14 protein-coding genes and 1 tRNA gene are annotated in these 12,957 nt (G+C 44.6%); 10 read left to right on the top strand and 5 right to left on the bottom strand.

Going from position 1 to position 12,957, the window contains the following annotated elements:
• Positions 1–80 precede the first annotated feature (80 nt).
• Together D1627_RS01010 and D1627_RS01005 are read left to right on the top strand one after the other, a co-directional pair.
• Positions 81–545 (top strand): hypothetical protein, encoded by a 465-nt coding sequence (locus D1627_RS01010; RefSeq protein ID WP_147383161.1) that lies wholly within the window; start codon positions 81–83, stop codon positions 543–545.
• A 124-nt stretch (positions 546–669) separates the two neighbouring features.
• The gene (locus tag D1627_RS01005; protein WP_119430362.1) at positions 670–1,449 is read left to right on the top strand and encodes a hypothetical protein; all 780 of its coding nucleotides are present in this window, start codon (positions 670–672) and stop codon (positions 1,447–1,449) included.
• 151 nt (positions 1,450–1,600) lie between these two features.
• Here the strand turns inward: D1627_RS01005 and D1627_RS01000 are convergent, their stop codons facing one another.
• Entirely contained in the window at positions 1,601–2,587 is a 987-nt protein-coding gene (locus tag D1627_RS01000) for an IS110 family RNA-guided transposase (RefSeq protein WP_233555515.1), read from the bottom strand.
• A gap of 282 nt (positions 2,588–2,869) precedes the next feature.
• Between D1627_RS01000 and D1627_RS00995 the strand changes: the two genes are divergently transcribed.
• From D1627_RS00995 to D1627_RS18245, 3 genes are all read left to right on the top strand, one after another.
• Positions 2,870–3,322, top strand: coding sequence for a hypothetical protein (locus D1627_RS00995; RefSeq protein ID WP_119430360.1), 453 nt, complete (start codon positions 2,870–2,872; stop codon positions 3,320–3,322).
• A gap of 355 nt (positions 3,323–3,677) precedes the next feature.
• Positions 3,678–3,869: a hypothetical protein gene (locus tag D1627_RS00985; protein ID WP_119430358.1), complete on the top strand. Its 192-nt coding sequence runs from the start codon at positions 3,678–3,680 to the stop codon at positions 3,867–3,869.
• Between the two features lie 419 nt (positions 3,870–4,288).
• Entirely contained in the window at positions 4,289–4,618 is a 330-nt protein-coding gene (locus D1627_RS18245; RefSeq protein ID WP_147383158.1) for a hypothetical protein, read from the top strand.
• 451 nt (positions 4,619–5,069) lie between these two features.
• Here the strand turns inward: D1627_RS18245 and D1627_RS00975 are convergent.
• A tRNA-Arg gene (locus tag D1627_RS00975) sits at positions 5,070–5,143 on the bottom strand.
• Between the two features lie 153 nt (positions 5,144–5,296).
• Here D1627_RS00975 and D1627_RS00970 point away from each other — a divergent pair.
• Positions 5,297–5,713: an organic hydroperoxide resistance protein gene (locus tag D1627_RS00970; protein WP_119430356.1), complete on the top strand. Its 417-nt coding sequence runs from the start codon at positions 5,297–5,299 to the stop codon at positions 5,711–5,713.
• A gap of 90 nt (positions 5,714–5,803) precedes the next feature.
• Here D1627_RS00970 and sucC read toward each other — a convergent pair whose 3' ends face one another.
• Complete coding sequence (sucC, locus tag D1627_RS00965; RefSeq protein WP_119430355.1) at positions 5,804–7,000, bottom strand: ADP-forming succinate--CoA ligase subunit beta; 1,197 nt, start codon at positions 6,998–7,000, stop codon at positions 5,804–5,806.
• A 192-nt stretch (positions 7,001–7,192) separates the two neighbouring features.
• Between sucC and D1627_RS00960 the strand changes: the two genes are divergently transcribed.
• From D1627_RS00960 to D1627_RS00945, 4 genes are all read left to right on the top strand, one after another.
• On the top strand, positions 7,193–8,242 hold the full coding sequence (locus D1627_RS00960; protein ID WP_119430354.1) for an AI-2E family transporter: 1,050 nt from the start codon (positions 7,193–7,195) through the stop codon (positions 8,240–8,242).
• A 134-nt stretch (positions 8,243–8,376) separates the two neighbouring features.
• Positions 8,377–9,033: an ABC transporter ATP-binding protein gene (locus D1627_RS00955; protein WP_119430353.1), complete on the top strand. Its 657-nt coding sequence runs from the start codon at positions 8,377–8,379 to the stop codon at positions 9,031–9,033.
• A gap of 280 nt (positions 9,034–9,313) precedes the next feature.
• A complete protein-coding gene (locus D1627_RS00950) occupies positions 9,314–10,102 on the top strand; it encodes a hypothetical protein (protein ID WP_119430352.1) in 789 nt (262 codons plus the stop codon).
• Positions 10,103–10,241: 139 nt separating this feature from the next.
• Complete coding sequence (locus D1627_RS00945; protein WP_119430351.1) at positions 10,242–12,152, top strand: RecQ family ATP-dependent DNA helicase; 1,911 nt, start codon at positions 10,242–10,244, stop codon at positions 12,150–12,152.
• On the opposite strand, the gene D1627_RS00940 is transcribed toward D1627_RS00945, so the two are convergent.
• Positions 12,149–12,634, bottom strand: a complete 486-nt coding sequence (locus D1627_RS00940) for a hypothetical protein (protein WP_119430350.1) — start codon at positions 12,632–12,634, stop codon at positions 12,149–12,151. The genes D1627_RS00945 and D1627_RS00940 overlap by 4 nt on opposite strands.
• A gap of 71 nt (positions 12,635–12,705) precedes the next feature.
• Positions 12,706–12,939, bottom strand: coding sequence for a hypothetical protein (locus D1627_RS00935; protein ID WP_119430349.1), 234 nt, complete (start codon positions 12,937–12,939; stop codon positions 12,706–12,708).
• Positions 12,940–12,957: the final 18 nt, after the last annotated feature.

The raw sequence follows: 12,957 nt of genomic DNA, 5'->3' as shown, positions 1-12,957 counted from the left end.
AGCAAAGCTTCGGCTGATGCCTCGCTCACCTCATGTACAATACCGTTGTGCTTAATATGAATCTACTAATATTCACAAACATGAAAACAATCCTCTTTTCACTCCTATTCATTTTGCTTTTTTCTTGTTCCAATAAATCAAGTGAGTCAATAGAAATATCAATTGATGATACGTCGGAAATTGTCCTTAAGAATGATCTGCCAAATTTGCTAGCACACATAGAACAGAACAGCCACGAAGAATATTTAATAGCAATATCAAAGACAAAGGATGAGATAGCTAATTTATGGACCGCTAACCCTGAGAAGATCTCAGTAACAGGATTTGTGAAGTTGTCTGGACTTGATGAAAAAATCACAGGATACACTCAAAGAAATAATATTGTCGAAAAAATAAACTATATACCTGAGCCTATTATCGGCTCTTTCAAAAAGGAAGCTAAATGTTATTTACCTGACAAAGGAAGTAAAGTAAAGAGAAGTTTGACCTTAGCATTTGAAGAATCTGAAACGGCCATGAGAATATTGATTGAAGAGAAGCTCTAAAAAACAAAGCACAACAACACCTATATGGCAGCTTCGCCGCCTCATAGACTAGCACGTTGTGTGCAATATCAAGAATTAGATAGTGAAGAAAACGGTATTCATCATTTTTTCTATAGTTGTCCTAATGTCTCTGATTTACATTGGAAGCCTTGTGGTTGAAAAATTCACCTATGTAAGCTCCATCGTAGATTATAAAAGAGAACGAAAAGGCACTTCAAGCTTTGATGACATTCTTGTTGAAGAGGGCTTTGTCATAATAACTAAGAAGAGTTTAATAGGTACAAGTGACTGGTACTTCGTTTCCGCAAAAAAAGTAGATGAAAAGAATTGGTTAAAGAGCTTTAGGACGAAAAACTTAGAGAATGGCTTCTGGTTTGACCCCATGGGACATGATGACTTTCCACTATCTTTCATAGAAAAGCACATGGACACTCTCTACCTGCCGAACAGTACAGGGGAGAAAATACATACGTCTCAGCTTATGTTGTTTCCAGTCAGGATTGAGTATAAACTCGATCCCAGGTTTCGCGATAAGCAGCCAAGAAGTGAATTTGTGCAGAACATAGGGGAGCGGATTGTACGGTTCAGCTATAACAGCCTTCCAGTGAATATTCAGGACATGATTCCCCTTGTAGAGCCTAAACAAGCAATTTCAGAGTGTAAGTGCGAACCAAAGAGCGATGATTCGAATGGCTACCTATACAAGGTCTGCATATACCTGAAAGAAAGAGGGGAGAAGTATTCTGATGCTCCATGCAATTATGGAATAAGAAGCATAGAGGAAGATACCTTGAATGGAAAGAAGGTGGTAAGGGTAGATTTGAATTGCTGCTATTTAGGCGATAGAGCGTTTTTCGACCCTGCGGCCAAAGAGCTTATTGATTTCAGGTATGGGCCAAGGTAGCCAATTCATCTGAACTGCATATACTAAAAAAACTCCTGAAGAAATACATTACACAACAACACCTTTACGGTAGCAGAGCCACCGCAAAGCCAAGTCCGAAATCTATGATAAAAACAAGCGCTGTGCTCTAAATATTGTTCAACCTTACCTCTTAAGGCGTTCCCCTCTTGACGACGGCCACTACCTGGTGCAGCAGTTTGTTTCTGACAGCGTTCAACACGCTCATCTTGCTCTTGCCTTCCCCTACCTTCCGCTCGAAGTAGGTTCTCACCTCCCCGTTGTTTCGTATACTGCTCAGGGCCGCCATGTGCAGCACCTGCTTTAGTTCTTTGTTGGCGAACTTGGATACCCCCGTTTTGCCCATCACGCTCGTGCCGCTGCGGTACTCGAAGGGAGCCACCCCGCAGTAGCAGGCCAGCTTGCGCCCGTCGTCCATTCTGCAGAAGCCTTGCGTGTAGACCAATAGGGAAATGGCCAGCACCTTTCCCACGCCTTTCACCGAGGTCATCAGGTCATATTTCCGCTTCAACTCACCGTCCTTTGCGATGAACTCCTGCATCTTTTCCTCCACCTGCTCCTTGCTCTTCTCCAAGCCCTTTATGGCTTTCCGGTTGACCTGCTCCAGCGTTTTGGCAGACACAGGGTCTATAGGGAGCAGTTCCTGGATGGTGCCCTTGATACTTTTGAGCGCCTTGATGAGCCTGTTTCTGCTTGCCTGCAAGTCCTTCAGCCTTTCCAGCGTCACGCCACAGAGCGAGAGGCACCGGGCCTGCTGTTGGTGCAAGAGGGCATAGCGGGCGATTCTTTGGGCATCCACCTTGTCGTCCTTTCCCCTGACCATGCCGATGCTCCTTTTTATCTGCAGGGCGCTCTCCAGCCACACGTGCACGCCTCTTGCCAGCAGGTAGTGCACCAGTTGCCTGGTGTACATGCCCGTGTGCTCCATGCAGCATAGGGTGTCAGTGCCAGCCTCGCATCCCTGATGCTTCATCCAGGCCTTCATCCGCTGAAAGCCCTCCCTGTTGTTGTTGAACTTCTGGTGTTGCAGGGCTCCGTCATTCTTTCGGGTCAGGCATACGTCCAAACTGTCCTTGGAGACATCGACGCCCAGGATAAAAGGGGAGACTTGCGGTTGCATTGGCTTTTCCATATCTTTTAGCATTAGTTAAGGCAAGCTGCGAATCGAAACCTTTATCATGGGCCCAAAGTCCCGAAAATCTATATGACTCCCCGCCTGCAATGAAAAGTAAAAGCAGCCAGACTGATTCGGACTGTAGGAATTTCGCCTGGTTAGCGAGTAGTTCACTGGCTGCTCTTCAAGTATAGGAGGAATACTCCCTTACCTGGTAAAAGGGTGCTAGAGGTATTGGAAAAATGATATAGCGCTAATCTAAAGGTTATGCAGTATTAAAATTATAGAATGGTAAAAACAGGTGTACCAGCTAATACTTATTCTCTGATTCTCAAAGTAGTTGTTCTATCTCTGCTGCTTGGGTATGTTATAGAAAATACTCTTTTGGCGATTGGCTTAGGAATCCTGTCAGGGTTAATACTGCATGTTTGGGTTAGCTACTATGACTGTGTGGTTCATCTGGAAAATGGTGTGGCTAAGTTCTACTTCCTAAGACCATTTTTATTCAAAGAAGAGCATGACTTGAAGAATCTGGACAAGGTGGAAATAATAAGAGAAGATAAGGATAAAACCCAAAGAGAAATATGGTGGCAGGCTGATATGCTCTTCCAGTTCTGCTATGATAAGATGATTCTTTACAATGGAAATATAATACACGAAGTCAGATTCAGAACAAATGAGAATGACTTACCTAAACTGGAAGCAGCGGTAAGGGAAATATCTCAAAGAAATGAAGGGTAAAAAAGATAGGATAGGGACTATATCATCCTTCATCATGGCAATAGTTTTTATCATCTGGGGCATCAAGATGATTGTATACAAACTTGTGGCTATTGGTGTTAATAGCAGGACATTGTCCCCATCAGGTTTTGGTGGAGAATTGTTGATTTTGATAGGTTTAATATTTTTAGTTGTAGCATATTATAGTTTATCACCCTTTAGTAAGATAAGACAATTTTTCGAAGGTGACTTTAAGAATAGAAATAAGAAAAAGGACAACAAAAAGCATCTAAAGAATTAAATAATACCATATCAGGTTGTTTACATACAGCCTGAGCAAATAAACCTCTTCCCAAAATTCGAAGCTATTAATCTGATGAAACTGATTAGGCCAAAAATCATTGGCACCCTGAAGATTGAGAAAATGATGGCTGGAAATTTGGCTGTCTTAAATGAAATTAAGAATTCACCCAATAAAATAGTCATTCCTTGTCGTTCAGTAGAACATGGTAAAGAAATTATTAACAAAATCAAGAAATCAAAACCAGGGGAAGTGATTTATATTTAAACAGATAGTTAACAAGTTAAAGAATAACGTTTGCTAACCATACCCATAAGCCAGCTACGCCGCCTTATAGCCAAGTACGTTAAGTAAAAACTCGTGCAGCTGATAGGCGAGGCGTAGCCGAGCATAAGAGCTGCACGAGCACGTTAGGCTAAATTAAAAAGTATAGAATGAGAATAACTGTAGCTATATGTCTTGTAGTGTCGCTTTCTGCTTGCTCTCTTGGAAGGGAAGAAAAGTCAGAAGTATCAGTACCGCAAGCCGAGACATTTGCCGCTGCGGACTCTGTACTAATGGAAATAACATTCAGGGGTGCCAACCCTATAGCATCAAAGCTATTCTATAGCCTCAAAAAGAACGGCGTGAGCAATACTGACCTTTACCGCTACACTCACCGCCTCAAAGACAACAAACTTATTTTAATGAAAAAAACAGTACCCACTACCTCTACCTTACATCAAGTCATAAAGAACGAGAGAGAGCTTTTGAAGAAAGCGGAAGCGATGGACGGGTATCAGGTGCATTGGCTGGACGGTGACTATTGGTCTATAGCTATCCATGACAATAAGGGAGAAAGAACTTACAGCTATCCTGAGTTGTACCAACAGCCCGATACCCCAGAAATTGAGCAGGTGAAAAAGTTGATAAACCAGCTTGACAGGGAGTATGAAATCGAGAAAGGGCGCTGGGATTTGAAACTGAAAAAAGGGAAGTACACCAACCATGGCGGGGAGGTGATGGAAATAAAATAACTTAGTCTGTACCCGCTTCGACAGTTGAAGCCACCATGTTAGTATTGATACTGTTTACCCTTTCGCCCGTCCTTTGTTGCTACCTCAGAAAGCGTTAACCAGAATATACTTCAAGATAAAGTTAACCGTTTACCTGTTCACGGTAACTCTGATTTGGATAAGGGCTTAACTAACTTTTTGAGTTTGGCTTTGCTCAAAATAGCCAGTAAAGAAAATGAGAATGTATACTTATTGTTCTTCCTATTAAAAAAAACCACTTTCATGTAGAGAAACTTGTTTGTAGTAGGCTTTTAATCAGTGGTTTACCTTGCTATTCGTGACCTGTTTTTATTTTGAAACTAGGTCACTGGCTAGTTCACCAAGCCTTTGCTTAGAAAAGGATGTAGATACCGCTCTGAACAATAAAAAAACGCCTTGTAAAAATACTTTACAAGGCGTTTTCGGAGTTATGTGCACCCGAGAGGATTCGAACCCCTAACCCTCGGAGCCGAAATCCGATATTCTATCCAGTTGAACTACGGGTGCAATAGGTATGCAAAAATAGGAACTATGCGCACAAAATGAAACTTCTGGTATTAAAATTCTACACTTTTATTTGCTGTTTCAGTTTAATAAAACAATCCTGCATAAAGCGGGTTGTTTTACGTAAAAGGTAGAGCACATAAATAACTGATAACTATGGAGAAACTGTATACTGCAGTAGTAACTGCAACAGGAGGCCGCCGTGGGCAAATTAAATCGGATGATGGAATTATTGACATGAAACTTGCATTGCCTGAAGGTTTAGGAGGGCAGGGAGGAAGCACCAATCCAGAGCAGCTGTTTGCTGCAGGCTATTCGGCATGTTTCCAGAGCGCGTTGCTGGTGGTGGCCAGCCAACATCACGAAAGGCTTAATCCGGAGTCAACTGTCACCGCGCATGTAGATCTTAACAAGCGCGACGATGGGGGTTATGCTCTAAGCGTAAAACTTGCCGTTGACCTGAAAGGAGTGGATCAGGAAAAAGCCAGACAGATGGTTGACGAGGCACATCAGATTTGCCCGTATTCTATTGGCACGCGCGGTAACGTGGAGGTGGAACTAGAAGTAGTATAGGGTAGCTTATTTAAGCTTTAAGTATAAAACCAAAGAAGGCTGCCGATTTCGGCAGCCTTCTTTGGTTTTATACTTAAAGCAGAAGCAGTATTAAGCTTGTGCTAAAACCTGCTTCACTTTTTCAGCGGCTTCTTTTAGTACCACGGCAGAGTATACTTTCAGGCCAGACTCATCAATGATGCGTGCACCTTCTTCTGCATTTGTACCTTGTAAGCGAACAATGATAGGCACTTTAATGTCGCCGATGTTTTTGTAAGCCTCAACTACACCATTTGCTACTCTATCGCAACGAACAATACCGCCAAAGATGTTGATCAGGATAGCTTTCACGTTCGGGTCCTTCAGGATGATGCGGAAACCTGCTTCAACAGTCTGTGCGTTTGCCCCACCCCCTACGTCAAGGAAGTTAGCAGGCTCACCGCCAGAAAGCTTAATGATATCCATAGTTGCCATAGCAAGGCCGGCGCCGTTTACCATACATCCAACGTTACCATCCAGCTTCACATAGTTTAGGTGAGATTCGCTTGCCTCAACTTCCAACGGATCCTCTTCAGACAGGTCGCGGAGGGCGGCCAGGTCTTTGTGGCGATACAGGGCATTGTCATCCAGGTCAACTTTGGCGTCCACAGCCAGGATCTTGTTGTCTGACGTCTTAAGCACCGGGTTGATCTCAAACATAGAAGAGTCAGTCTCCACGTATGCTTTGTAAAGGTTGGTTACAAACTTAACCATCTCCTTAAATGCCTCGCCTTCTAAGCCAAATGCAAATGCTATTTTACGGGCCTGGAAGCCTTGTAAGCCTACAGCCGGGTCAATCCACTCTTTGATGATCTTTTCCGGAGATTTCTCAGCAACCTCCTCAATGTCCATACCGCCTTCGGTAGAGGCCATGATTACGTTCTGACCTTTTGCGCGGTCCAGCAGGATGCTCAGGTAATACTCCTTCGGCTCAGAATCGCCTGGGTAGTATACGTCCTGGGCTACCAGTACCTTTTGCACAAGCTTACCTTCAGGGCCTGTCTGGTGCGTAACCAGGGTCATGCCTAGAATCTGGTCAGCTATTTCTTTTACTTGGTCCAGGTTTTTAGCCAGTTTCACACCGCCACCTTTACCACGGCCACCCGCATGGATCTGCGCCTTGATAACGTGCCAGCCTGTACCGGTTTCCTCGGTAAGTTTCATGGCAGCTTTTACTGCCTGGTCTGGCGTGTCGGCCACGATACCTTCCTGGATACGTACTCCGTAGCTCTTTAAAATTTCTTTAGCCTGATATTCGTGTATGTTCATGCTTTCAGTTTTAATGGACGCACGAAAGTAAACTTTTATCGCCTTAAATTCAAGTAAAGCGTTTTTAAAATATTTCCTGCGATAGCGTGCTGCCTGCCCCGATTATTATCCAAAAGGTAACGGGTTAGCACCCGAAGCAGTAAGTTGAATTAGGTTTATACAAGATTTAAGTCACTTTACTAGATAATACGGATGCTTGACATATATACTTATTCAAAAAGGGTGGTAATCACCGCTGCCATAGTACTGCTGGTCGGAGCCGCATTTTATATGCTTGGCACGCACGGCCACTTTTTTCTGCTGGTGTTTGCAGCTATTTTGCTGGCAACGCTGTTTTGTAGCATCGCCGATTGGCTTGTACGCGTACTTCGGTCCGGCTGGGGCCTGAGTGTGTTACTGGCAGTGGTACTGGTTTTTGGTTTTCTGGTGGCCTCTTTTTACTTCCTGGCACCAACGGTTAGCAGACAAATTCAAGAAATGCGCGATACCGCTCCGGAGGCTATTGCGCGGGTGCAGGATTGGCTCGCAACCTTTGGGTTAGGGCAGACTGTGCTGCAAAGCGTGCCAGATGATGTTAGCAACGTGCTGCCCGAGAAGAAATCTTTGCTATCCAATATTTCTCAGATATTCTCTGTTACGCTAAGTATACTTGCTGATTTCCTGATTGTAATAGTAACAGCCATATTTTTTGCCATAAGCCCTAAGGTATACACTGTTGGTTTTACAAAGCTCTTCGCAGTCAGGTACCGTTCCCGTATCATGGAAGTGCTGGGTAAATGCTATGATACGCTGCAGAAGTGGTTGTTAGCCATGTTGTTGGCAATGGCGATAATTGGCATAAGCACAGCCATTGCTTTTAACCTGTTTGGCATGCCTATGGCCTTTATATCGTTTCTATTTGCGTTTGTCCCAAACATCGGCCCCTGGATTGCGGCTGTACCCATTGGCTTAGTTGGTTTAACAGCGGGGCCGCAGGTGGTCATGTATGCTCTTTTGATTTACGGCGGTATTCAATTCATAGAGAGTTATGCAATAACGCCTCTTATCTTCCAGAAAACCGTGGATCTGCCGCCGGCATTGTTGCTGTTTTTTCAGGTGATTTTAGGGATTCTGGAAGGAGGGCTGGGTTTGTTTCTGGCAGCACCGTTGCTAGCTGTTTTAATGGTCGTTATCAACGAGCTGTACATTAAAGATTTGATTGAGAAAAAACCATTGGACGCCTCAGAGGAAAAAGTAAGCTAGATGATCTTTCAAAAAGATTGAATCAAAGTACGGCTTTCTCAGAATTTATACTTGCTGCACCGAGTATACCTTTTTGTTTTGTAGCTTTGGATTGATTATTGGATCAGCATATTTAAAACCATCATCTCAAAGATTTGCTACAGGTAACAAACATTCATAAAAAATACGGCTCGCTGGAGGTACTGAAAGGCATTGATTTAATGATTGCCGCCGGTGAAGTAGTATCTATCGTGGGAGCATCCGGGGCCGGAAAAAGTACGTTGCTGCACATTTTAGGCACCCTGGATACAGCAGACTCCGGCGAGGTTTTCTTTGATGGCAACAACATTGCACGGCTAAACGCCACGGATATGGCCAAGTTTCGTAACCGCCACATCGGCTTCATCTTCCAGTTCCATAACCTGTTGCCTGAGTTTACAGCTTTGGAGAACGTTTGCCTGCCTGGTTTTTTGGCGGGGCGTACCGAGAAAGAAGTGCGCCAACGTGCGGAGGAACTGCTGCAAATGCTTGGCCTTTCCCACCGGCTCGATCATAAACCGTCTGAAATGTCTGGCGGGGAGCAGCAGCGCACAGCAGTGGCGCGGGCGCTAATCAACTCCCCCAAAATAATATTTGCTGATGAGCCAAGCGGCAACCTTGATTCTAAAAATGCGCAGGAACTGCACGATATCTTTTTTAGGTTGCGCGATGAGTTTAATCAAACTTTTGTAATCGTAACCCATAACGAGCAGCTGGCAGGTATGGCCGACCGAACCCTTGTCATGAAGGATGGCCAGATCGTGATTGACTAAGATAAACCATACTTCCCTTTAGCCCGCGTACTTGATAAGGTAATTACGGTTGAAAAATGCAGCCTCAACTCTTTAAATACTGCTATCGTACACATTATTCTATTTGTTCAACTTTTAGCTTTTGAGCTGAGCAAATTCAGCAATGTTTAAAAAATGCGAAATTACATTTTAACTATCTGGCTATCAGTTAGTTAAAATGTGTATTTTTTTGAATATTTTGCACTTTTTGCTACACAGTTCTGTTTAATATATGTAACATAACTATGAAAGCTAAATAAGTATGAATCAACCAAATAAAGAGACAAAGGTACAGAAGAAACCGAAGGTTGAAAGCTATGATATCGCTAAATCTGACGAAACGCTTCACCTGGCCGTTGACCTTGCAAAGTTTATTAAAGAGAACAGGTTATATCAGAATATCCAGGGTAAGGAGTATGTAAATGTTGAAGGCTGGCAATATGCTGGCTCTCGGTTGGGTATTTTGCCAGTGATGGAGCACGTGGTGAACATCAGCACCGATGATGAGATAAAGTATCAGGCTAAGGTTAATTTGTTAGACCTGCGCAGCCAGCAGGTTGTAGGGGCAGGATTTGCAATATGCTCTAACCGCGAGCAGGGCAAGAAGTACTATCAGGAGTTTGCTATTGCCTCAATGGCCCAAACCCGTGCCATTGGTAAAGCATACCGTAATATCTTGGCATGGATTATTCGGGCTGCCGGTTACGAGCCAACCCCTGCCGAGGAGATGGACTATAGCGGCAACGAGCAAACCGCCAAGCCAGCAGTGCCAACAGAGAAAAAAGCAACGATGAAATCATCTACTGCTACCACTGCGGAAAAATCGGTTTCTGAAGAGCCAGCTGAGCAGGCAGCGAGCGTCAGGTACGCCTCTGCCAAGCAAAAAGAAGAAATAATTCGCTTGCTGAACAACCCAACTATCACGCGGCAGGAGAAAACGAAGATGCTCCTGAATATTAACCGCTTTGACGAGGAACGCGCTTCGCAGGCCATTGATAAGCTTAAAAAAGTAATAGAAGAGCGAGAAGACGGACAATCTGCAGCAGCTTAACAATTTACACTTCATCATATTACGGCCCATCTCCACCGAGGTGGGCTTTTTTTATACGTCTGGTGGCAGAAAGATAGTATAAGTGGCAATGCTTTCTGTGCATCATGCTTTACTTTTGTGCTGATAAGTGTAGTTACTCATGCAAGACGTCCATCACATTCTTAAAACCTATTGGGGCTACAACAGCTTTAGGCCGTTGCAGGAGGACATTGTGCGCACTGTGCTTGCTGGCCAGGATACGTTGGCCCTTTTACCAACAGGTGGAGGCAAGTCAGTTTGTTTTCAGGTGCCGGGCCTAGCTATGGAGGGTACTTGTCTGGTAATAACCCCGCTTATTGCGCTGATGAAAGACCAGGTAGAGAACCTTAAAAAACGTGGTATATCAGCAGTGGCGGTATATTCTGGCATGAGTCGCAAGGAGATTGACATTGCTTTCGACAATTGTGTTTATGGCGCAGTGAAGTTTTTATACTTATCGCCGGAGCGCTTGCTTACCGATTTGTTTAAGGAACGGGTAAAGCGCATGAAGGTGAGTTTGCTGGCCGTAGACGAAGCGCATTGTATCTCGCAGTGGGGCTATGACTTCAGGCCGCCATACTTGCAGCTTACCGCGCTTCGGAAGGAACTACCCAACGTGCCTGTGATTGCACTCACCGCCACGGCAACAGAGCAGGTAAAAGTTGACATTCAGGATAAGCTAAATTTTAAGAGTCCGAACGTTTTCCAGAAGAGTTTTGCGCGTTCTAACCTGTCGTATTCCTGCCTAGCCACAGAAGACAAGGTGCAGCGGCTGCTTGAGGTGCTGCAGCGCATGCAGGGCCAAAGCATCGTGTATGTGCGTAGCCGCAGGCAAACCGTGGAGCTTGCAAAGTTCTTGAAAAGCCGCGGCATTACAGCTGGTGCTTACCACGCCGGGTTAAAGTTTGAGGAGCGCAGCAAGGTACAGCAACTGTGGCTGGAAGATAAGGTACGGGTGATTGTCGCCACTAATGCCTTTGGAATGGGTATCGATAAACCGGATGTGCGTTTAGTAGTGCACCTGGATTTGCCCGAAAGTTTGGAGGCATATTACCAGGAAGCAGGTCGGGCTGGACGCGATGAAAAGTATGCATACGCCACCATACTTTGTGGCCCCAATGATGCAGCCGAACTCCAACGCAAAGTGGCTGAGGCACACCCGGCAGTTGATTATATCAGAAGGGTGTATCAGTGTTTGGCAAATTACTATCAGCTGGCGGTAGGCAGTGGCTTGCTCAGTAGTTTCGATTTTGATCTTGCAGAGTTTGCCAAGCAGTATAAGCTCTCGGCGTTGGAGGCGCACCATGCCATAAAAAGGCTGGAGTCTGAAGGGTACGTACAGCTAAACGAAAGCTATTACATGCCATCGCGGTTGATGCTTCTGCTTGAGAATACTGAGCTGTACAGCTTTCAGTTAAAGAACCCGGAGCATGATAAACTCATACAACTCATACTTCGGATGCATGGGGGGGAGGCCTTCATAAATTATGTAAAGATTCGGGAAGGCAAGATGGCGGAACTGCTGAAAATCCCTGAGCAGGATCTTCGGCGCAAGCTTACTTATTTGCACAAGCTGGGAGTGCTCAGCTACGAACCGCAGCACGATTCCCCGCAACTAGTGTTTACAGCTCCCCGCGAGGCTGCCGAAAGCCTAATCCTAAATACAAAGAAGCTAAATTCCCTGCGTGAGCGAGCCATGTCTCAAGCAAAGGAAATGGGCCGGTATGTACATACTACTACCCGTTGCCGCACCCAGTTGCTTTTAGAGTACTTCGGGGAAATAACAGATAGTCGTTGCCGCATCTGTGATTACTGCCTTGCGGCACGGAAAAAAGAAAAGGCGCAGGACGACCGCACCGCGCTGCGCTCCGAAGTTTTGCAGTTGGTACAGGAAAATCCCAGCATGCCAAAAGAATTGCTCCAGCATTTTGAGCCGCGGCACGCAGAGTCTGTCACGGAGCTGATCCGAGAGCTACTTGACTTAGGTAAGTTGCGGTATCAAGACAGTGGGAAATTAGAGGTGAGGGGTTAGTTACCTATTTCAAGCTTTTTCCAAACCAACCATTCCTTCACCAGCTTCAGGTTGTCATCGCTCAAATCCTCTAAATTGATGGCGCTAGTACCGCCGTTTGTAAGATGAAATTCTGCCTCGAACAAGTGTAGCGTGATTCCGGAAACATCCTGCCACAGTATTTCCCGAGGTGCTTTACGCAAGGGTTTATATATAAACCCTTGGTTGTTAAATTTTAGGTAGCTCTTGCCATGCAGGTTAAATGGGTCTTTGCCAAAGATGTACATCAGCAACTGGTAGTTATTTATAGATAGCACAATAAACATAAGCACACTCGACCATTCAAAGTCATAGATGAGGAGGGCTATGTAAGCTAGTATTAAAGCGACAGATATGGCAAAATATAATTTTTTGTACTTTGTTTTTACAACATGCTGCTGGTGAATATCAATATTGATCTCCGATTTGTTTTCAGTTTTGGATGTAAGCGGAATAGTGGCCATGCAGACGGATTATCAGACTATTAAGATCTAATATACAAATTTACTCCAAGCATAGGAAGAGGAAGTCTTCTTTATCCGCGGGCTGATTTAGTAAGCTTTTTATACTTTGACATACCTAGCATCAGGGATACTGGCAACGCAATAGCGTAGATCTGAGAGAAATCAATTGCGGTGAGGGCTGCTGCGAGATCGGTAGGCTTGCCTAGTAGCAGACACTCCCAATAATCCCAAAGTTTCAGGAATGTAAACGTAGCCGTGAAGGCTAAGAGGTAAAGGAGAAAGACGCGTATCCAGTTCGTTTTCAAGAGGATTGTAGATTGATT

Source organism: Pontibacter oryzae, assembly GCF_003576375.1.
GTDB classification, from domain to species: domain Bacteria; phylum Bacteroidota; class Bacteroidia; order Cytophagales; family Hymenobacteraceae; genus Pontibacter; species Pontibacter oryzae.
Note: the sequence above shows the minus strand (reverse complement) of the source record. Positions and strands in the feature narration are given on the sequence as shown.

Coding starts and splice junctions, on each gene's coding strand:
- D1627_RS00995 (WP_119430360.1), top strand. CDS start 2,870: ATGGTAAAAACAGGTGTACCAGCTAATACTTATTCTCTGATTCTCAAA.
- D1627_RS00960 (WP_119430354.1), top strand. CDS start 7,193: ATGCTTGACATATATACTTATTCAAAAAGGGTGGTAATCACCGCTGCC.
- D1627_RS00945 (WP_119430351.1), top strand. CDS start 10,242: ATGCAAGACGTCCATCACATTCTTAAAACCTATTGGGGCTACAACAGC.
- D1627_RS18245 (WP_147383158.1), top strand. CDS start 4,289: ATGAAAAAAACAGTACCCACTACCTCTACCTTACATCAAGTCATAAAG.
- D1627_RS00985 (WP_119430358.1), top strand. CDS start 3,678: ATGAAACTGATTAGGCCAAAAATCATTGGCACCCTGAAGATTGAGAAA.
- sucC (WP_119430355.1), bottom strand. CDS start 7,000: ATGAACATACACGAATATCAGGCTAAAGAAATTTTAAAGAGCTACGGA.
- D1627_RS01005 (WP_119430362.1), top strand. CDS start 670: ATGTCTCTGATTTACATTGGAAGCCTTGTGGTTGAAAAATTCACCTAT.
- D1627_RS00950 (WP_119430352.1), top strand. CDS start 9,314: ATGAATCAACCAAATAAAGAGACAAAGGTACAGAAGAAACCGAAGGTT.
- D1627_RS00940 (WP_119430350.1), bottom strand. CDS start 12,634: ATGGCCACTATTCCGCTTACATCCAAAACTGAAAACAAATCGGAGATC.
- D1627_RS01010 (WP_147383161.1), top strand. CDS start 81: ATGAAAACAATCCTCTTTTCACTCCTATTCATTTTGCTTTTTTCTTGT.
- D1627_RS00970 (WP_119430356.1), top strand. CDS start 5,297: ATGGAGAAACTGTATACTGCAGTAGTAACTGCAACAGGAGGCCGCCGT.
- D1627_RS01000 (WP_233555515.1), bottom strand. CDS start 2,587: ATGCAACCGCAAGTCTCCCCTTTTATCCTGGGCGTCGATGTCTCCAAG.